The organism is Paenibacillus phytorum (assembly GCF_013141715.1).
Classification (GTDB): Bacteria; Bacillota; Bacilli; order Paenibacillales; family NBRC-103111; genus Paenibacillus_E; species Paenibacillus_E phytorum.
This window is the reverse complement of record NZ_WHOA01000007.1, coordinates 121,319-141,763: the sequence shown is the minus strand read 5'-3', so window position 1 is coordinate 141,763 and position 20,445 is coordinate 121,319. Positions and strand designations below refer to the sequence as shown.

Genomic DNA, 20,445 nt, shown 5'->3' with positions numbered 1-20,445 from the left:
GTATCCAAGTTTTTCATTAATTTTTACCACAATAGAAAGTTTAAGTTTTCGGTTCCCGAAAACGTCTTTCTATTTGGCGATAAAACCTACCTATAAACGCGGTCGCTCATCCATGAATGGCCTCGATAGTGGTTTTCTCATATTTTTTTGGGTAAATAGGTCTTTATCGGTAGAGTGACCAAGAATAAAGTTCCCTTACCTTGATCGCTTTGAACCTCAACCGAGCCTTCGTGCATATCGATAATTTTTCTGGCAATAGCAAGCCCGAGCCCGCTTCCACCATCACGCTGCCTAGACTGATCTACTTTGTAGAATCGATCAAATATTCGTCCTTGATCTTCTTCTGGAATCCCAATTCCATTATCTTGGATCCATACCTGTACACGATCTCTTAGAGGAACAAGTTTCACGTAAATGTGTCCATTAGGAGGCGTAAATTTGACTGCGTTTCCAATTAAATTCATCCAAACCTGACTTAATTGATCCGCATCCGCCGATATTTTCACTCTTGGTAAAGACAAATCCATATCAAGCTGTTTCTCTGACCACTGGGGTTCATAAAAAACAACAATTCTACGCAGCTGTTCATCTAAATCGTATGTGGTTGGGTGAAAAGGATGATGCTCCGACTCCAGAGATGCCAGCTTCAATAAATTTTCACTGAGGCGAGCTAACCTCTCACTCTCGCGTTCAATGATTTCCAAGTAACGTCCTCGCTCCGACTCATCAATTTCTGAACCCCTAAGTGCCTTGGAAAAGCCTCGAATCGACGTAAGCGGGGACTGGATTTCATGGGAAACGTTCGAAATAAAGTCTTGCCGCATCTGTTCCAGCTGTTTCAGTTCGCCAGCCATATGATTAAAACTTTGAGCTAGCTGCCCTAGTTCATCCTTTTGCTTCACAGAAACATGAACATTAAAGTTCCCTCGAGCTAATCGTTCCGTAGCCAACGTCAACTTCTTTAACGGATTTACTAGATAGCGGGAGGCGACGAGAATGAGCAAGCTGCCTACAATGAGTACGATGAGGAGTACAGTAATGATGGCTGTCTGCCCTTTACTACGAGCTGCTTCAGAGATGTTTTGATGAATGAAAAGAGCATATGTCGTATCACCCACACGGAGCGGTATCCCTACCTTTATCTGGTTTATGGGATCTTTAGGTATGCCATAGTCTAGGCTTTTATACATGTTGCCATGTAAAACAAAGTCTACTTCCGATGCTAAAATACGAGGATTCCCTTTTTTATCCTTAGAAATTTCTGTAGCAGACTCGCCGTTTGCGTTAAATAATGTAAAAATGTAGTTCTCATTTAGTTGATTGCTCCCAGCCACAAAAGAATCAAGATTACTCGGCTGTACGTCTTCAACGAGTTTGACAATTTGCCGGCTTTTCGCCAACATCTCCGTTTGATTATCCATCGCAATCCTATTCATGAAAAAGACCGTTGCCAGCCAAAAGGCGACTGACAAACTAACCACAACGATAGCCAAAAATGTCAGTACAACGCGAAGATAAAGCGACTTTATCTTAATCATGCATTCACCTCGAGCCTGTACCCAAGTCCGCGAATGGTCGTGATACGAAACTCCTCCGTCAGAGGTTCGAACCGCTCTCGCAAGCGTTTAATATGAACATCAACCGTTCGGTCATCGCCTTCATAATCGATTCCCCAGATTTGCTCAATGAGCTGCGTCCGGGTGAAGATTTGTGTTGGATAACTGGCAAGCTTGTATAGAAGCTCGAACTCTTTTAAAGGAAGCGCCAAACGTTGATCCAGTAAACGGACTTCAAATGCTGTACGATCGATAATCACATTACCGAGTGTGATCGTTTGAGAGGCGTTGATCCGATACCGTTTAAGCAGAGCTTTTACACGCATCACCAACTCTACGGGGTCAAAAGGCTTCACAAGATAGTCATCCGTGCCAAGTTGAAAACCTTTCACCTTGTGGACAGACTCGCTTTTGGCTGTCACCATAAGGAGGGGCAAGTCTGCATATTGGACCCTTAATTCGCGACAAAGTTCCCAACCGTCCATCAAAGGCATCATGACATCCAATACGACTAAATCCGCCGGTGTTGTTTCAAGCATGCTAAGCGCTTCTTGTCCATTGCTTGCCTGCATGACTGTTAAGCCTTCACCAGCCAAATAAACGCGAATCAGCTCTCTGATATCTGCGTCATCATCCACCACCATGATTCTGGTCACGAAACGGTCCGCCTTTCTTGCGGGAAACTTAAGCTAGATATGCTATCGGATCTTTTGAACCCGCTTCTTCAAAACCTTTCAACCGTAAACGGCAGCTATCACAAACGCCGCAAGCTTCCGCTTTTCCATTGTAGCAAGATGTAGTTAGCTCATAAGGAACGCCGATCTTCAATCCTTCTTGCACAATTCGTGCCTTAGTCCAATCAATGAGTGGGGTTTCAATCGTGATCCCTTTCCCTTCAACACCGACCTTGGTAGCAAGGGCAATCACTTCTTCCACTTTATGAATAAATTCCGGACGACAATCCGGATATCCGCTGTAATCGAGGGCATTCACTCCGATATATATGGCTTCTGATCCCGTTACTTCTGCATAAGAAGTAGCAATGGATAGGAAAAGCAGATTGCGTCCAGGTACATACGTCACTGGGATTTCAGATTCCTCTGACCCTTCCGTCAATCCATCTACAACATTCGGAACATCAATGTTATCATCCGTTAATGCGCTGCCGCCGAAATCACGCAGGAAGTCCAGCTTGATGATCTTATGACGACCACTGACACCGTAATGCTCAGCAACTTGCTTGGCATTCTCGATTTCGATCTTGTGACGCTGACCATAGTCAAAAGAAATCGGAAATAACTCGTATCCCGCTTCTTTGGCAAGTCCCATGCACGTCGTACTATCTAATCCGCCACTTAGAATGATGACGGCTCTTTTCTTATTTTCATTGCTTGCGCTCATAATAGACACCTCTTTTTCTTCTTGTGAAAAATAGATAAATAAGTAGATACGCTCTTTAAACGCCGCGCATCGCTGGATCCCAAATGATCTTATGCAGCTGCATGTTCAGCTTCACCTTAGACAACCCTGCGTCAAGCATATGCTCGACGAGCTTGCGCGGCGGCATGGTCTCCCACACTGGGCTGAACAACGGCAGCGCCTTCGTCGGATGCTGCTCAAGCACTTCCACCGCGGTGCGGAAGTCGTGCTCGCTGCCGATGACGAACTTCAACTCGTCCTGTTCGCGCAGCAGGGCGAAGTTGCTCATAACCATCTGCTCCATCTCGCCAGAGTCGGGCAGCTTAAAGTCCATGATGTATCGCACCTTCGGCGATGCGACACGCTCAACGAACAGTGCGAGATCGATCGCACCGTTCGTCTCGATATGCAGGTCATCGACCTGCTCCAGCTCTGCGAGCGCGTCGATTAACGCGAGCGACTTCTCGCCGTACAGGAGCGGCTCGCCGCCGGTAAGGCAAATATGCCGGGAGCGGTACGTTTGGACCTTGCTGACAATTTCAGCAATGGTCATGACGTTCTCCGCTTCCGCAGGCGGGTAGCTGTACTTGGTGTCACACCAGGTACAGCGCAGGTTGCAACCAAAAAGACGGACGAAGACCGTCGGGAACCCGGCACGGGTCCCTTCGCCTTCAACCGTCTCGAAGATCTCGACCATCGGAATGCGGATATCTCGCATTACACATCCTCCTCCATCATCGAGCGTGTGATGGCCGCATAACTAGTCGGCGTTTCCCACAGCCGGATTTCTTCCAGCATGATCGCTGGATAAAGTTGTTCCTCAAGCAAAGCTTGATGAATTTCCTCATACATCCAGACGACCATATTTTCAGCGGTTGTATTCATAGCAGGCAGCACATCATTCAAATATTTATGGTCCAATCGGTCAACGACACGTTCTTTTGCAATACGTTTAATATCACCAAAATCTATAGCGATCCCCCGGCTATCCACTTTTCCGCGCATAATAACTTGCAGCTTATAAGTATGTCCGTGCAGATTTTTACATTTTCCTTCATAACAATGCAAATGATGCGCACTGTCAAACGTAAATTCTTTGGAAATCAAGACGGATTTGTGATGATATTTTAATTGGTTCTCTTGGATGTCACGCCCCAACATTTGCACATCTCTGGGGATATCATAGCTCATATCTATCACCTCATAATTATGAAAAAAACAGTACTCTACATTCTATCACGAAGAGACCGTTTTTCACAATCAATCTTGCTGTTTTCGTCTTCCCTTTTGAGACCAGTCCAAATGACCGCGAATCTCCTGAATCCGTTCATTCTCATTACGTAAATCCGATTCAATTAGAGCTGTAAGACTTTCAATTTGATCGACCACGGTATCGGGAAGCTCAACCTCTTCAACTGATTTTACAATATAAAGCAAACATTGCAGTGTCTCTTCCATAAGGCTCTTCTTCTTGCCGGTTAAGACGACTTCTGAGAGAAAAATAAGGTGACTCAGCTCTTTTTGCGTCATTTTCAAGAGGAACATCCCCTTTCTTGCTTCCATTATCCAACATTTTCCGACACCGCGAAAGACTCTCTTGACAACTTAAACTATAACATTTATGATTACAGTAACCGTTATTAATTGGTTTACAGATTGGATTTTTTTTCAAATGATACAACTGAATGCTTTTAAGCAATGGACACACACTAAAAAGAATTTATATCCTTGGAGGGAAACTTAATGAGTACAGAAGTTAAATCCGAAGTTTTGAAAGTGTTAGAAGAACGTCATTCCGTAAAGCAATATCAAGTTGGTCACAAAATGCCAAAAGCAGATTTGGAACAGCTTTTGACGTCCACTTCACAAGCACCATCATCATGGAACCTTCAACACTGGAAGCTTCTAGTTATTGAAGATCAAGCGCAAAAAGAGAAATTGCTTCCAATCGCATATGGACAAAAGCAAATCGTAGAAAGCTCCGTTGTTATCGCTATTCTAGGCGATCTTGAAGCTAATAAAAACGCAGAACTCGCTTTTGGTCCAGCAGTTAAAGCTGGCCACATGCCAAAAGAATTGTATGACACTCTTGTCGCTCAAATCGAAGGCGCATATCAATATCCACAAGTTGCTCGTGACGAAGCTATTCGTAACGCATCCTTAGCAGCTATGCAGCTTATGATTGCTGCAAAAGCAATGGGCTATGACACATGCCCAATGGGTGGTTATGATGCTGCTAAATTCGTTGAAGCTTTCAACGTTCCAGCACGCTATGTACCTGTTATGTTGATTAGCGTAGGTTTGGCTGCTTCCCCTGCAAGATCCGCAGGTCGCCTTCCTTTGGATCAAATCATCGTTTCCAACACTTTTTAATTAAACTGAAAGGCATGACTTCCATCTAAGGAAGTTCATGCCTTTTTTATTTGGTGCTAGCTCAATGATACTGATCCGTTTCGAACCAAATTTCATCAATTAGCTTATTTCTATACAGCATGGATACATTAAACGTTTCGTACTCTTTTTCTTTATCCAACTCTTCAAGCAATAATGTCGCAATTAGCTCTCGATCATCCGAATCACCTGGCTCGCGGAAATCAATGAATCCCGTTAGCTGGCGAGAACTAATATCCACCGTTGCAGTACCAATAGGCAAGCCACCGTAGGATTGCTGATAAATTTCATACGTGAGTGTATCGCCATCATCTCTGGCCAAATTAATCGTGTAATCCTCCGGAAAAAGAGGAATCGAATCTGCTTCTATGTCATCAACCAAATCTAATAAATCAATGTGCGTTAATTCCACCGTATCTACGGTTTCCCCATTATAAATCATGTTAAAAATAAACGTATCCGTTTCATCCTCATTGAAATCTTCGACAATGAGCTCTGATACCCTGTCCATTTCCTCATCAAAAGGATCGAATCTCCATGTTATATCGCCAATCACATCAGTACCATACATATGAAGCGTAATTTCAGCAATGAGCTCCGATTCTTTATCATAAACATGATAATCCACACGGTTTCTACTTTCACCTACAATTACAAGCTCATAGCCCTGTTGATTCTTGCGTTCCTGGATCATCTCCATTTTATCCGGAGCATTCTCTGAGTCGATGTCATCGAATCGAGTTTCGTCCCTCACCCATTCATAATCAACTTCATCGTCATGATCGTGACGGGTATACGAATGCGAGTCCCCTTCGTGCATGGTAGGTTGTAAAGCATGGTCTGTCGCGATAACGAAATCATAATCACTGTAACTAACTAAAACCTCGCACTCCTCAATAGCCAGTGCATCAATGACACTCTGAATGTATGACTGTACGAAATCATACACCTTCTGTTTGTCCACGATCGTAATGGACTGCTTCTCTAGATGAATCGAGCCTTTAAGTCGATCCGATTCCCTGTAGACTAGCGTTAACGTACCGACAAACTCCCCATTGTACACAATATCACAGACTTCTCCGCCTGCCGTTTTCAGGTCTGGTCTAAGCATAATATCGGCCACGACTTTCCTCGCCTCCTCTACAGTTCTTATGATTCTTCTGTAGATTGTCCCAACATCGTCCAAAATATGAGTATTCAGGATAAATGAAAAAAAACGAAGGCTTAAGTATGCCTCCGTTAAATGGGTCTATTCAGTAGGTTTTTCTGTTTTTCAATCATATCCATTCGTTGGGACAAACTTTCGATGTTCGGGTAGCGCTTTGCATGAACTTGATAGATATGGCGAGCTTCTGCCAATTTGCCTGCTCTTAAAGCTAGATCAGCTACTGCCAAATCTGCTTTCCATTGACCTATCTGATAATCAGCTGAGACAGATCCTCTGTACTCCTTGATGGACGTCTTCGCTTTTTTGAGATGAAAATCCGCTTCCAGATATAGTGCATCTGCTTGCTTCATTCGTATTTGGGCGAGTAGGAAATGTGCATCAGGAAATTGGTTGTTATGCTCTAATGCTTTTAGACAAGTTGTTTCTGCCTGTTTCCAATCCTTACGGCTCATATAGTAATGCGTCAGAAGCTTATAAACATCCAGCATTCTACCAAAACGCGGAGTTTGCAAGCCAATCCGCTCTGCTTCAAGTAATGCTTCAAACGCTTGCTCTTCCTGCCCTGCCAACAAAGATTCACGCCCATAATAAAGCCAGTTGCCAGGATCGTTCGGCTCTTCTTCAAGCATCATCTTTAGTAAGCGTAGATTGCGTTCTATTTTATTTTTTTTCATGATCACAGATGGATCGTACCCATCATGAAGAAAGCGAATGCGAACAGCACGACGATAAGTTTCCTCCTGATAGATACCAAGGGAGCCGCTTATCTGTTCATGGATTCTTCCCCAGAACTGAAGCCCTCTCTTCGTTGGAAACATCCGTGTCTGTGAGAAGTCATGATGCACCTCACCACGAATCTGATTGAGATGCCAAATATGAAGAACTGGCGGAATCGGATGATGATGAAAAATACCCGCTATTTCTCGAACACCACAAACATCTTCTTCGAGTAAAAGCTCATCTGTATCCACCCAAAGTACCCAATCACTTTGAATATGGTTCAAGCCCTCATTGCGTGCAATGGCAAAATGGTCCCTCCACTCAATGGGTACCACCTTCACTTTACTGAATTTGGACGCAATCTCTCGGGTACGGTCAGTCGATGAATCGACTAGAATAATTTCATCCACAGCTTCATAAAGCGCAGTTATGCACTTTTCAATTCGTTGCTCTTCGTTTCGAGCCAAAATTGCTGCGGCTACCGTAACCCTTGGAACATGAAGAAGCCCTTCGATATCAACCCGTTCTACACCTTCAGGTGTTTGCTCTAAAGCCTCATAAACTGAATTTACCCAAGCAGCCTCTGGATCGAGGAGCCATGCACGATTGAATACACGCTTGGCCGTTAGACCATAGCCTTGGTGCATCAGGGCTTCTCCCAAGAAAACCCAAGCCTGACCTTCTAATGGATTACTCCGGATTAGATCCTTCGCCACAACCTCCGCTTCCTTGTAACTTTGCTGCTGTAAATGTTCGATGATTGGCGCGTAGGTCGATTGCATTGGTCACCTGCTTACTATGGTAATATCGGTGGCGTGGTGTAAGGTAATGTTAATATTTTCTTACCATGATCAACATCCACAGTTATCGTTGTAGTTCCTGAACCGATAACAAAGTAGTTAGATCCGCTTGGTATCATCGGCATATTTAAATTACTGGAAGATACTTGGATAACTTTGCCGGACTCAATCTCTATTGGGAATAATGAACTGATATTAAGAAAACCATTGAACACTGAATGTTTCAAACCCAGAGTGTCAACGTAAGCTTCATCCGTAGCCGAATTAACTGCGTTAACTTTAAGCTTAGATGAAGATGGATAGTAGTATTCCCCTAATCCTGAAAGCCTTAGATAGTTCTGAGAATTGTAAACTACACTCGATACCGTTACAGAGTCATCAACATATTCATCATTATAATCAAAAGTGTAATTTAAAGGAGCAGATGTTCCAAAAGCATCTGTTAGATTAATATCTAAGGTGCTGCCAACAAAGATAGTTTGAGATTCAAATGGATTATAGGTTGAACTAGTTACAGTGAATGGTTGTGAAACCTCAAGTCCCGCCCTATCAGTTGCCTTTACACCACGTATTTCTGTGATATTCTCCATATTAGGATGTAAATAAAGCTTTGAACCATAAATTTCAGATGACCCGTTTGATCCTGAAGTCAAAATTTTGCTAAAAGTTAAATCACCAAGAGAATCAGAAAAATATTGATTCAAATCAAGCTCAAAACTCGATCCAGGAGAAATAAGATAATTTTTATGTAAAATATCACCAATTTTCGGCACTTGATTATCAGCTAAAACAGTTGCATGAAACGTATCATAGCCCATATCCCCTGAATTATTAACTGCCACAACTGTTATGTCTACACTACCTGCTAGATTAGATGTACTTACATACCAATCCCCATCATTATTAATATCTACAATTTCCGGATTCGAAGAGAATACATAAAAGGTCAATCCATCCTCTACATGACGCTGTTTAAAATATTCATACAAATCAATAAAGCTATTAATGGAAAAATCTGAATTTTTATTCAGCGTAACGTCTGGAAATCGCTTAATTAAAAGATTCGTCGTGCCTTCTCCGGCATTTTCATCAACAATGCTCGGGGAAATGCCAGTTAACAATTGTTTTACTTGAGTTGCTGTTGTGAAATCCTCTGAATGACCATTCATATAAGTTACTAAATTGCCAATATTAATTTTTTCCGTAGATTCCGCAGGGACAACGATTACGTTAAACGATTCTTCAGATATGACTCCATCATCTTCGATGGTAACTGTGAAGCTAGCCTTCCCAGTCACTCCTCCATTCACTTTCAATAAGCCTAATTCTAAAAAATTTGAATCAATTGACGCAAAGGGAGTTGTACCATTTGTAACTGAAAAAGTTGAATCCCTAGATAAGTCATAAAGTTGTCGTAGATTAATAATGCTGGAACTTCCATTTTGAGGTATCACTAAATCTTGAACAAGGTCTAGCGTTGGGATTGTTGTTGGCATTGGGGGTTCTGAACCATTAGCAGCAACCTCGTAAGCCGGTACCCCAACAAAAAAGGGAATAGTCGCAATGGCAGTTGACACTACCGTTGCAATTACCTTTTCTTTCTTTGTCAATCGTTTCTTTTCCATCATCCCTTTACACCACCGTTATCAATTTTCTTTCTCTTATTCTACCATACGGCATATTATGGAAGAACCCCCTAAAACGACAAAAACCCTCAAAAACCGAGGATTTTATCGAATTTTTATATTATAAACAGTATTTCAAGATAGCCTCACGGACACCCTCGTCATTGTTAGATGAAGTCACCGCATTCGCTGCTTCTTTCACACCCTCTGGCGAATTCTCAACAGCGATGCCGAGTCCGGCAAATGCCATCATTTCCAGGTCATTGTAATAATTCCCGATAGCCATGATCTCACTTGGATCAATCTCTAATGTAGCAGCCAAAGCTTTCAAAGCGTTGCCCTTATTGGCTTTTGCACTCATCACATCAATAAAGAGGTCGCCACTACGAATCATCTGTAAATGACCGTATAGCTTCTGTTCTTCCCATTCTTTTTGAACACGATCCAACTCATGCTGGCTAAAAAGTGTAAATTTCACTATTGGCAGCCCGAGCTCTGATACATCAGTCACGAGTTTGGGGTTGATCAGAAACTTTTGGTACATCTGTTTTTCATATTCACCAACGCGTTCAATATACATGTTAAAAGAGGTACATACATCGAAATGAATACCTTCTCTCCGCACATAATCCAACATAGGCTCAATTTCAGGAAGTGTAAAAGCAAATTCATTGACCAACGTCTGACCCCGCTCATCCGCGTGAACAGTCGCCGCGCCATTATGCGTAATCATCGTTCCTTCAAGCCCAAGTTGTTGGAGAATTGGCAGCGTGCTGGCTGGAGCTCTACCGGTACATAGCACAATGTGACACCCTTGATCATGTACCTCCTGAATCGTTTCAATCGTGCGTTCTGATAATTCATGCTCATCATTTAAAAGAGTTCCGTCTACATCCAGTGCAATTAATCGATATTTCAAGGTTTTCTCTCTCCCTTGTACTTCGCCTTTTTATCGATTTATTGTACCATAGGAACATTGTGTATTCATCGATTTACATAAAAAAAAGACAGCTATCCGAAGATAACTGCCTCCAATTATTGAACCCTATGCACTCCGACTGATTTATTGACATTGCCAATGATTTGGACAGGAATGTCCTCCGTTTTCACAACACCGTTGCGGTAACGAATTTGAAAATGAATGGTTTGCAGTCCTTGAGGCAAGCCCTCCGCGAATGACTGGAATTTCGCATCAAATAGTTCTCCGCTAAAAAAGGTAGCATCCCCTCCCGCTGCAACTAAATGCTCAGTCACATAAAGCGCATGCCCATCTAACCCTGTCGTATCAATCCAAGCAGTCACTTCGTCTACAGGTGCAGGTGAACTCTTGCTAGAAACTATGAAAATTTCCCCAGAGTAGAAATCCTTAGGTGCCGAAACTGTTTGATGACCACTCTTTTCATGCAAAATCAACCAGTTGTCTGTATAGGTTACATCCGAATGAATCGTCAAGGGCATCGCAGCAATCATTTTGACTACGGTATTTGAAAGACGTCCATCTGATACGGTTAACGACACCTTATACATACCAGGCTTTAGGAAGTGATGAGAAATATCCTTAGTGGAAAAAGTGGTAGTCCCCCCGTCAGGCTGCTCTAATTTCCACACATAGGTTAAAACATCACCATCTGGGTCGAAAGAGGTATTCATGCTTGTCACTACATCCCCCTCCCAAACCGGCTTTGGAGTCCAGTCAAATTCAGCTACAGGTGCTCGATTGATATAAAACCATGTCTGCGCTGAATAATCTGACCAGGTAACCCCATCAAATACTCTAACTCTGACGCGGAGTTTTTGACCAGCTGGAAGTTCCTGGTTGACCATCCAACTCCCCACATTAGAAACCGTCCCCTGGTAGAACTGCCCAGAGTCCAGCAACAGCACATCGTTAGCCTCATTGGTAATTTGCATTTGGAAATAAGTAAAGGTTGTACCCGGATCTGGATCGGTTTGGCTCCACTCAAAGGTAGGCCGAAGCTCGGAGAAAATGGTAGGCGCAGCTTGCGTCCCATTTGGAATCGTCATGCTGGCTACTGGAGGTCTATTCGTTGTGAACCAACCAGAGTTTGACCATTCTGACCAATATCTCTCATCGTGAACTCTTACCTGAACTTGGAAAGGGCCATTTTGATCTTGGATGTACGGAAGATAAAACCACTCTGTTGCATGAGTATTCCAAGTAGTAGCGATTGTATAGTAATCACAGTCGTTCCAAGAGTTACTTTCGCTATCATAACTACAGAAATGTGCATAGTTACCATATCTTTGAGCATCGTACACATACCCATATTGACTGTACTGAACTTGAACACCATTAGCGTCTAAAATACGGTATTGAAATGTACGGTATTCCGTAGGAACATCTGGATCACTCTGATTCCAAGAAGGTTTCAAAACTCCTTCAGAAATAGGTGTAGGATTGGCTTGGGTTCCGTTAGGGAAAGTCAAGGTAGCCGTAGGAGGGAATCCTAATGCAAAATACCTTTCCGACCATCCAGACCATTCTCCTTGTTCATCCTGTACCCTAATTCTAACCCTGTAAGTTTGATTGGAGTACACAGTCATTGGATAGTTATAGCTTAATGAAACTGTATGACCATCACTGAGTACATTAGAGACTTTTGCAATATTAGGGTTATTCATACTAAACCATTGCCATTGCGGATTATTATAATAATTATAGTAGTATTGTTGCACGTCTATTTCCGAACGTACAATTCGGCTATCAGCATCGTAATCAACCGCATTCCAAGTAAATAAAGGATTGTTCCCTGCTGATCCAGACGGATTATTCATATCCGTACTCGAATGACTCGTGATATCAACGAAAGGCGCATGATTCGCTGGTGGTGCGTCTAGCCACAATATAGCTTCTGCCCAATCAGACCAAGCACCGTATTCATCTTTAACTGCTACCCTAAACGTATAAGCCCCCATTTCTTTTACTCTCGTTAATTTTCCATTTACAGTTGTACCATCTGGCTTTATGTACTCGTATCTTCGCTCAATAATTCCTCGAGAAGCCGAATAATCAATGCCAGTTGGTTCCGTAGAATAAGTCCAGTTGTTTAACCAACGATCCGGATCATAGCTCTGATCATCATAAGTTACGTTATAATAAATATCTTGATTTACATTCAAGACCCCTATAGGTCTACGATGGATCAATACATTTCTAGAATACGGGTCAGATTCAGACAGGTACTCAGCAAAGGCAGAATTCGGATATTTAAAGCCAACAGGCGTAGGGTCATCTGCACCAATAAAGGTTAATTTATAAACCCCTACCTTATCTAGAGTTTTTATTGGATCTCCATTAAATGTTTGATTATTGTAAACAGAAAGGCCACTTCTACCATCCCCCGAATCTAAAAATTTCGTAGAGTTCGTATGCTCGTACTTCCATTTATCCTTACTAATCAAATGATCATCACTTTCAGGATCCACAAACTCCGTAGAGTACGTCAGTTCTTCCCCCGCAATGCCGGTATCACTAATTTTGTTGTTATCTATAATCGGCACTTTGACATAGAAATTACGAAAATGAGAACCATATCCGCCTATGAAAAATCCATAAGTACCTTCTGTTAATGCAAGATCGGTTACTTCCATAATAGGAACTGTACCCATCCGTACCTTTATTTTTCCACCTCTAACACTAACCTTCATGTTGTTAAAAGATGTCGTAGACAACCAGACTGGAGTTGACTGTAACTCGGTACGCACACCACCAACGAGCTTCGATATGCTTATTTTGTTTGTTGTAAACTCTAATCGATACATCGTATTGTTATTAGTTGCCCTGAAAATCAAACCCGAAGGAGCATTCACATTCGTATTCACACTTGATTGTAAGAAATCGAACACGTAATCTGCGTCTGCAATACTCGTATCCTTCTTCATGGTTTGACCAATTTCCGCTAAAGCATAGCTAGAAGGACTAGTCGTTCCACCATTTATCTTATAGTAGTAGAATTTACGTTCAGATTGACTATCATCTTCATCATAGTGTGAAACATAGCTGCCTACACTACAAGAACCACAAGACGTCCATTGAAAGTTCCATCTTCTCAACTTATAGTGCTCTTCTTGAAGAACGACTTGAAACTCTCCATCTGCACTTAATCCTGCCGAGGATACCGTATATCTAAACCTCTCTTGAAGAGTTTGTTCGTGAGAGTAGGTATTAGTTGGTCTAGTTCCTTTGGTTGTATATGAAGCGAGTTGGTTTGCATACTTATCGGCAACTACGATTTTGTTCATACCATCAACGATATAAACATATCCATCCGCCGACACAGAATAATTCACATCGACTAAGGTTGAACTATCGCTATCTGAACCGTCACCTCGTATTACGCTACCATCCTCATACCTAGAACGATTATTAAAGTAGATATCTTTGTATATTTCTAATTTTTTAGTAACACCTGTTTGTTTATTATAAGAAACAAAGTACTCACTAATCGTTCCTGCTCGGTTACTACTAGAACCCCAACTCCCAGAACTATATGTATCCGTAGTTAAATTCATTGGTTGTTCTCGATATAGATATACTTCTGAGTCCTCATAAATGCCCGTTAGATTAGGTGCAGGTATTACTGTATTCGCAGGTACTTCTAAACCAGTCTCTACGTCAAGCCATGTAGTCACTACACACCAACATTGCCATGAGTAGTTACCTCCAAGTGACACCTTAGTTCCATCATTGTTTAGTTTCAAGTTAGCATGAGGTGATCTTACTCCGCTTTCACTAGAAGAACAGTCGCCAGAACAACCATCATAATTGTATTGACCAGAACGACTCCAAGATATTGCACCATCAGCAGTTTTACGATAGATAGCCCATGTCTCACTATAATCATTATCGTTATAATTGTAGGCATTGTAGTCTACTGAATAAGCTCCACCTTTAGCATCATAAGCTAGGAACTTTCCTGGGTTATCAGGTGTAGGTTTAATAGGGATATACTTTTGTTGAACATAATCGTATGTGTTTCCCAACCCTCCATCTATCCTAGTATTAGTCCCGTCAAAAAATGGAATGGAACCAATAGAACCAACTCCATATCTGTTACCCAGAAATTGTGTATTAAATAACTGAGGAACAGGGAAGGTATGCCAAGCGTTATAGGTTGTTTTTTGGTACTGTTCAGGAGTAATCGTTAATCCAGTGGCGGGGCCATTAAAAGGTTGTTTACCATAATGAGATGTTAATCCATTGGAAGCCGTGTTGTAAGTAAATCCAATATCCCTCACTTTATTCAAATTAGGATTAGTTAAAGATGAACCTTGCCACTGATCCCCATAGGCCATAAGCATTTCATTTTCCAATGTTGTATGAAACAAAGGAGGTTCTGGATTCGCACTTGTAACAGTGAATGAAACTTCAGGAGAATCATTTTTGATATCAACCACATAGCTTCTAGTATTCGTTAAACCCCAATCCTCCTTTGTTTTTACCGTTAATTTATACTTACCTACCTTAGGAGCTGTAAGAATAGCCGGCCCACCAACGGATATCGGTATATTTAAAGGCATATGATCGTTGAAAATGCCATCGTCATTGCTATCGTACACATATGTAATTGACGTTTCTACGATTACATCTCCATCGGGACTGTAAGATAAATCCCTGAACTGAACATTTCCTCTTACAGCAAAAATAGGTAAGTTGATGACAGCTACTGGAGGTTTATCCTCTACAACGTTAATGTTTTTAATTGCTATGTTTTCTGGTAAGCTGCGTACTCCGTAATTGTCCTTTACTTCTAAGGTTACAGTCTCTATACCAACATTGGGATAAACGGGGAGATTATTCGTCCAGAAATACTCCGTTATCGTTCTGTTTTTAGCTGGTTTGCTGCAAGCTCCATTAATCGCATTAGCTGCAAGAGGGCGGTTTTGTACGACACGGTTTGGTACGTTAATACAGGGTAAAGGCTCAGGGCGCATGATAGTTATTGTTGCATCCTTCTGCGTACATGCTCCCTTATCATCACACATTTTCGCTGTTATCGTATGGTCACCGGCTGTTGATGCCGTTAACCACGTAAGCTTATCCTCACCCTTTAGGTAACCCAAAGAAGGAAAGCTCTTGATCCATGTACTTGAGCTGCTTGGGAATAACCACTCGAAAGTTACGATATCATCGTCAGGATCGTAGTGGTTAGGGGCAATTTCTGGCAACAACCTCACGTTTAATTTATCACCGACAATGGAATCGGGTAATGGAATCCTGCTATAGTAATCAGCATCAGCAAACCATCCAATCTCAAATTGAGGTGGTCTATTCGGAGGTTTTGGACCAACTGTAAACTTACCTTCATAAAAATATGAAGTTCCTCCACAATTATCCTCAAGCTTGTATTCTATAACCACTTCGCCGCTTGTAATATTGCCTGGATAACCCGTAAAACCCATCATCCCATAAGCAAAAATGGACATATCACTCACAGAAGTACTACTTAGCGAACTCCACCCGTATTGAATATATGCACCTGTAGTTTGGGATAAAATGAACCTTCCTCGAACAGGCGTACAGCCAGAAGGAATCGTCCAGTCTGCTTTAATGAGGTTGGAATCTTTCCAAGGAATTGAGGGCTTATCTGCTGAGGTAGTTCCGCTAAAGTTTCCGCCGCTTGGTGTACAGCTTGGAACCGGTGTAATGAATTGACTTAGCACATTATTGCTGGCACTTGATTCGGGGATATCATCGTTGGAATCTAGATTCATGGTGATGCTCTTCATGCTACTGAATGTATACGGCACTGATTCGGTTATCGTCTGACCTGCACCTAAACCTGAAGAATAAGTGAATGTCTTGAACACCGTGCCATCCGCAGCTAGAGTCACACTGAAGGAATCACCACTTGGAATAGCAACGCCGATATTTTTAAATTTGATTGTAATATTTACGCTTACGTTTTGTGGCACACAGGCTCCGACATCAATTGATACGTAAGCTAGATCTGCTTTTACAGGTGCGGTGTAAGACACATCAATAGATATCTGGTACTTGTAAGTTGTACCACTCCAAAGTCCAATAGCGAACATTTCATAGTTACGCGCTAACCCAAAGTCCCCTGTTGTTTGGTCACCATCTAAAAAATCCTGTATTTGCAAGGAAGGAACATCATCATCAAGCATCATCATGGTCCTGATCATACCTTGACCAGCATTAGTCCCCTTACCAACAGAAATGGGGACTGCACCGTAATCATCATTGGGTTTCTTAGCACCATATATTTCTATGGATCCTTGTTCTAACTTATCGGGATCAGTAATGTCTGCGCCTGCACCTGTTAAATTTGCAGAGGCTTCAACTAAAAACCATTTTTGTGCGCGTTCAACCTCATATGCTGTTGTTACCGCAGCGCCTTCCTTTGGATAATCCTTTTCTAGGTCCCCGCTGGCTTCGTGACCATTAATTGCTGTTTGACCGTCCTTATAGTACAAGGGAGAGTCATAAGAGTATCTCAAATCTGGTCCATAAGAATTAACATCACTATAATTGAAAGAAGTAGTTAAATACCTTAATCTACCATACAATGGTATCTTTCCAGGGTAAGGCGATGGGTTACCACTAGCTCCATCAAATTCAATAGGAACAGTTTTGCTCGACTTGTGCTCCCATATTTTACCTACGGGTTGTCTGTAAATTTGATGCATTGGTTTAGTAACCGATTTACCATATACTGATGTGTTGCCCCCGCTCAAACTTGTTACAGTCACCGAGGTAGCTGTGAATGATGCAGTACCACCAGAGCCCCCTTGATTACTCAAAGTGACTCCAGTTATTGTACCGTCAATTAGAGAGCTAATATCCTTGGTAAAAGTCTTAGTTTGAGATGATGAATACTGTGATATAACAGGTGACGTTGTGTAGGAACCTTGCTCGAAATTATAGTATAGCTTTATTGAAGATACAGCAGATACTCTCTCTGGATTAAAAAATGGCAATACTAGCTCCATTAAAAGCAAGAACAGCATTGCTCGAAGTATAAATTTACGCAAGTGCCAGCCCCCTATTTACCTGCTAATATAGTTTCTTTCCCTAAAATATCGAAAACTATACTATAATTAGCAATTTTATTAGGTAATGCGTAAGCTACATAACCTTCATGAGTTTGTGCCTTTTTGAACTTCATCCACCGCGTTAAAGCTTGTTCAGAAAGGAGCAAGAAGTTTGAAGTATCTAATTGTGTTAAGACTTGAGAAGGAGACAAATCAGGTGCCCCGATTCCAGCCTCGGTTGCAACTACTGTAAAGTTTGCCAAGATGACCTTGTTGTCTGTCTTGACTGTCGATTTTCCCCAAGTACGCATATCAATTAGCTTCATGTGCGGATCTTCTGGATCAGCAGGATCCGCTACGATAAGTTTGTTCAACTTTACAGTAACTCCCTCAGCGTATTTCCAAGTGGTTCCAATCTCCTTTGCCTTCAAACCAAGCATTGTACCAACATTACTACCAGTCTCAGCAATTTCTGCAGCACTGGCAGCATACTTATCAACTGCTAATTTCTCCCCACGTTTCACAGAAAGAATACGCTCAATAATCGTAATCGCTTGTGCACGAGTGCTTGTCCCATAAGGTGCTAAATCAGTCGTACTAACACCATGAATCAACCCTAATTTTACAGAATCAAGCATTGACCCCTTCAGTGCTTTATCCACACTCCGAGCACTTAACATAGCCATTTCAAAACGTTGAAGTGGCTCATTATATCTCTCTGGGAATTCCACTGGAATCACACTTAACTCCTCCAGCCTTTTAACATAAGGAACGAACCAATCATTTCCCTCAACCTTTTCTACTTTTTCACCTACTGCAGAAGATAACATTTTAATAAACTCTGCACGGCTAATTGGTAAATCTGGCTTAAAGCTTCCATCGTCATAACCATCAACGTATTTCTTTTCCATTGCAGTTTGAATAGACTGTTCGGCCCAATGCTGAGATGTATCCGTAAACTTGATGGGACTTTGTGCTGAGGAGTTAATCGCATCATACCCAATGGATGCAGCGCATAGTACCGTACATAAAATAATTGAAAACCTTTTTCTCATAATAATCCCCTCTTTCTATTGGTCACTCATTACATAAAAAACCGCCCAGCAATCGCCTAGCACACAGCGACACATGGGCGGTTCTTCCGCACACATTCCATATTCTTCTTGTTTGAAAATACCATAAACTAGTAGTTTTGTAAATCTCTAATTTTTAAAGATGCTACTTTCCCGCTTAGTTATCCCCTTCCTTGACCTTAAAGTTTTTTGTGATAAATGCTGCAAATCCATTGACATTATAATTGAGAATGGTTATCATTCAAATTAGTAAATGAAAATGAATATCATTATCAATATAACCTTATTCAGATTGGAGTGTGTTAGAAAGTGGGACTTTTGTTTGAAATGGTTAAAAAAAGTGAAAGTCACCGAGATCAAGAGTCGACATATTCTCAAGAGAATACGAAATCCACGAATGTACAAGAACTATCGACATTATTTGATTTACAAACCGAAGAACTTCGTAAGCCGGAAGATGAAATCAAAACAATTAGGGGGAATTAGGATGAGTAAAATAATTATAGTTTTTGCAAGCATGACAGGTAATACGGAAGAGATGGCTGATGCGATTGCAGAAGGATTGAAAGAGGCTGGCATTGAGCCTGTTGTGAAGAATGTTATCGATACGAACGCTGAAGAGATTACCCACTTTGACGGCATCATACTTGGCAGTTACACATGGGGAGACGGAGATTTAGCAGACGACTTCCTCGACTTTTACGATGAGATGGATGACATTCAGTTAGATGGAAAAAAGGCGGCAGTGTTCGGATCATGTGATTCTTCCTATTCCGAATATGGGGCTGCTGTTGATACATTAGTGACGAAGCTGAAGGAACTTGGAGCGGAAGTAACTCTGGAAGGTTTAAAGATTGAACTGTCTCCTTCAAAGGATGACAAAGCACTATGCATGCAATTCGGCAAACAATTCGTGCAATCGTTGGGCGTATAGTCCATCGAATGTAATTTACAATGAACATACAAAATGAGTATAAGTTTGCATTACCGCCGCTACTTGCCGATTACCAACTCGAGAGTTGGATACGTGCTTACTTTTCCGAACATAGCCACACATCTCCCCGAGACTCGGATTGGAAACAATTAACCCAATATGCAGCGTATCACGCTATTAACGAGTGGTATTCCCTGCATCCTAAATTCAGAACTCAGCGAACGCTGACGGAATGGTTTGATCGACGATGGACCAATAAAGTACATAAGTTCGGTTCGTCGGAGTTTTATGGAGATGTCAAACACATGGTGACCGCTCATCTATATGGTTTCCTATCGGACACCGGTAGTTCGGAACGCCCCCTTATGCTGTTCGAAAATATGAACGTTTGGGTCAAAGATCTTGATATTAGGCTATCGATGATCGTTCAAGTCATGGAGCCACTCAAGAGTTCATTCGTTATCCATAAATATATGATAAATCCGAGTCAAGCGGAGATGGAACTATTCATCCATATGACAATCGTATTCTGCTATGAGGCGTTCGGTCAGCTTCCAGAACATCTGAATATATTTCAGTTGATGAGTGGCGAACGACAACGCATATCTACACTGGACTGCGATCTGAGCAAATCGATAGATTATCTTCGACTTGTGAAAGAGGTTTATACGGAAAGCCGCACTTGGTCGTGCTGCGTCACCACATCCAATACTGGACGAATTATCATGTAACAAGTAGGAGGA

Annotated in this window: 16 protein-coding genes; 4 read left to right on the top strand and 12 right to left on the bottom strand. The window is 41.8% G+C overall.

Annotated elements, in window-relative coordinates; translation table 11 throughout:
* Positions 1 to 137: 137 nt before the first annotated feature.
* The 6 genes from GC098_RS01810 to GC098_RS01785 form a co-directional block, all read right to left on the bottom strand.
* Positions 138 to 1,538, bottom strand: a complete 1,401-nt coding sequence (locus GC098_RS01810; RefSeq protein WP_171640393.1) for a sensor histidine kinase — start codon at positions 1,536 to 1,538, stop codon at positions 138 to 140.
* Positions 1,535 to 2,212 (bottom strand): response regulator transcription factor, encoded by a 678-nt coding sequence (locus tag GC098_RS01805; protein ID WP_171640392.1) that lies wholly within the window; start codon positions 2,210 to 2,212, stop codon positions 1,535 to 1,537. The genes GC098_RS01810 and GC098_RS01805 overlap by 4 nt, the downstream gene beginning before the upstream one ends.
* Positions 2,213 to 2,240: 28 nt before the next feature.
* Complete coding sequence (gene queC / locus GC098_RS01800; protein ID WP_171640391.1) at positions 2,241 to 2,957, bottom strand: 7-cyano-7-deazaguanine synthase QueC; 717 nt, start codon at positions 2,955 to 2,957, stop codon at positions 2,241 to 2,243.
* A 55-nt stretch (positions 2,958 to 3,012) separates the two neighbouring features.
* Complete coding sequence (locus GC098_RS01795) at positions 3,013 to 3,693, bottom strand: 7-carboxy-7-deazaguanine synthase QueE (protein ID WP_171640390.1); 681 nt, start codon at positions 3,691 to 3,693, stop codon at positions 3,013 to 3,015.
* Positions 3,693 to 4,166 (bottom strand): 6-carboxytetrahydropterin synthase QueD, encoded by a 474-nt coding sequence (gene queD / locus GC098_RS01790; RefSeq protein ID WP_171640389.1) that lies wholly within the window; start codon positions 4,164 to 4,166, stop codon positions 3,693 to 3,695. Before queD ends, GC098_RS01795 begins: the two co-directional genes overlap by 1 nt.
* A 69-nt stretch (positions 4,167 to 4,235) precedes the next feature.
* Positions 4,236 to 4,505 (bottom strand): hypothetical protein, encoded by a 270-nt coding sequence (locus GC098_RS01785; RefSeq protein WP_246358366.1) that lies wholly within the window; start codon positions 4,503 to 4,505, stop codon positions 4,236 to 4,238.
* Positions 4,506 to 4,718: 213 nt separating this feature from the next.
* Between GC098_RS01785 and GC098_RS01780 the strand changes: the two genes are divergently transcribed.
* Positions 4,719 to 5,348, top strand: a complete 630-nt coding sequence (locus tag GC098_RS01780; protein WP_171640388.1) for a nitroreductase family protein — start codon at positions 4,719 to 4,721, stop codon at positions 5,346 to 5,348.
* 61 nt (positions 5,349 to 5,409) lie between these two features.
* Here GC098_RS01780 and GC098_RS01775 read toward each other — a convergent pair whose 3' ends face one another.
* From GC098_RS01775 to GC098_RS01750, 6 genes are all read right to left on the bottom strand, one after another.
* On the bottom strand, positions 5,410 to 6,489 hold the full coding sequence (locus tag GC098_RS01775) for a hypothetical protein (RefSeq protein ID WP_171640387.1): 1,080 nt from the start codon (positions 6,487 to 6,489) through the stop codon (positions 5,410 to 5,412).
* Between the two features lie 116 nt (positions 6,490 to 6,605).
* Entirely contained in the window at positions 6,606 to 8,036 is a 1,431-nt protein-coding gene (locus GC098_RS01770; protein ID WP_171640386.1) for a glycosyltransferase, read from the bottom strand.
* 14 nt (positions 8,037 to 8,050) lie between these two features.
* A complete protein-coding gene (locus GC098_RS01765) occupies positions 8,051 to 9,682 on the bottom strand; it encodes a hypothetical protein (protein ID WP_171640385.1) in 1,632 nt (543 codons plus the stop codon).
* Between the two features lie 118 nt (positions 9,683 to 9,800).
* Positions 9,801 to 10,598 carry a Cof-type HAD-IIB family hydrolase gene (locus tag GC098_RS01760; RefSeq protein WP_171640384.1) on the bottom strand — a complete coding sequence of 266 codons (798 nt, stop codon included), beginning with the start codon at positions 10,596 to 10,598 and terminating at the stop codon, positions 9,801 to 9,803.
* 116 nt (positions 10,599 to 10,714) lie between these two features.
* Positions 10,715 to 17,695 carry a glycoside hydrolase family 78 protein gene (locus tag GC098_RS01755; RefSeq protein ID WP_171640383.1) on the bottom strand — a complete coding sequence of 2,327 codons (6,981 nt, stop codon included), beginning with the start codon at positions 17,693 to 17,695 and terminating at the stop codon, positions 10,715 to 10,717.
* A gap of 11 nt (positions 17,696 to 17,706) precedes the next feature.
* Complete coding sequence (locus GC098_RS01750; protein ID WP_171640382.1) at positions 17,707 to 18,750, bottom strand: S-layer homology domain-containing protein; 1,044 nt, start codon at positions 18,748 to 18,750, stop codon at positions 17,707 to 17,709.
* Between the two features lie 345 nt (positions 18,751 to 19,095).
* On the opposite strand from GC098_RS01750, the gene GC098_RS01745 reads away from it, so the two are divergent.
* Genes GC098_RS01745 through GC098_RS01735 form a run of 3 tightly spaced genes read left to right on the top strand, consistent with a single transcriptional unit; the run spans position 19,096 to position 20,433 of the window.
* Complete coding sequence (locus tag GC098_RS01745) at positions 19,096 to 19,254, top strand: hypothetical protein (protein WP_171640381.1); 159 nt, start codon at positions 19,096 to 19,098, stop codon at positions 19,252 to 19,254.
* Between the two features lies 1 nt (position 19,255).
* Entirely contained in the window at positions 19,256 to 19,702 is a 447-nt protein-coding gene (locus GC098_RS01740) for a flavodoxin (RefSeq protein ID WP_171640380.1), read from the top strand.
* Positions 19,703 to 19,722: 20 nt separating this feature from the next.
* Complete coding sequence (locus GC098_RS01735; RefSeq protein ID WP_171640379.1) at positions 19,723 to 20,433, top strand: hypothetical protein; 711 nt, start codon at positions 19,723 to 19,725, stop codon at positions 20,431 to 20,433.
* The last annotated feature ends 12 nt before the right edge of the window (positions 20,434 to 20,445 follow it).

Bases quoted from the DNA above. Each gene is read 5' to 3' on its own strand.
- GC098_RS01810 (WP_171640393.1), bottom strand. From the start codon at position 1,538: ATGATTAAGATAAAGTCGCTTTATCTTCGCGTTGTACTGACATTTTTG.
- queC (WP_171640391.1), bottom strand. From the start codon at position 2,957: ATGAGCGCAAGCAATGAAAATAAGAAAAGAGCCGTCATCATTCTAAGT.
- GC098_RS01795 (WP_171640390.1), bottom strand. From the start codon at position 3,693: ATGCGAGATATCCGCATTCCGATGGTCGAGATCTTCGAGACGGTTGAA.
- queD (WP_171640389.1), bottom strand. From the start codon at position 4,166: ATGAGCTATGATATCCCCAGAGATGTGCAAATGTTGGGGCGTGACATC.
- GC098_RS01785 (WP_246358366.1), bottom strand. From the start codon at position 4,505: ATGACGCAAAAAGAGCTGAGTCACCTTATTTTTCTCTCAGAAGTCGTC.
- GC098_RS01780 (WP_171640388.1), top strand. From the start codon at position 4,719: ATGAGTACAGAAGTTAAATCCGAAGTTTTGAAAGTGTTAGAAGAACGT.
- GC098_RS01770 (WP_171640386.1), bottom strand. From the start codon at position 8,036: ATGCAATCGACCTACGCGCCAATCATCGAACATTTACAGCAGCAAAGT.
- GC098_RS01765 (WP_171640385.1), bottom strand. From the start codon at position 9,682: ATGATGGAAAAGAAACGATTGACAAAGAAAGAAAAGGTAATTGCAACG.
- GC098_RS01750 (WP_171640382.1), bottom strand. From the start codon at position 18,750: ATGAGAAAAAGGTTTTCAATTATTTTATGTACGGTACTATGCGCTGCA.
- GC098_RS01745 (WP_171640381.1), top strand. From the start codon at position 19,096: ATGGTTAAAAAAAGTGAAAGTCACCGAGATCAAGAGTCGACATATTCT.
- GC098_RS01740 (WP_171640380.1), top strand. From the start codon at position 19,256: ATGAGTAAAATAATTATAGTTTTTGCAAGCATGACAGGTAATACGGAA.
- GC098_RS01735 (WP_171640379.1), top strand. From the start codon at position 19,723: ATGAACATACAAAATGAGTATAAGTTTGCATTACCGCCGCTACTTGCC.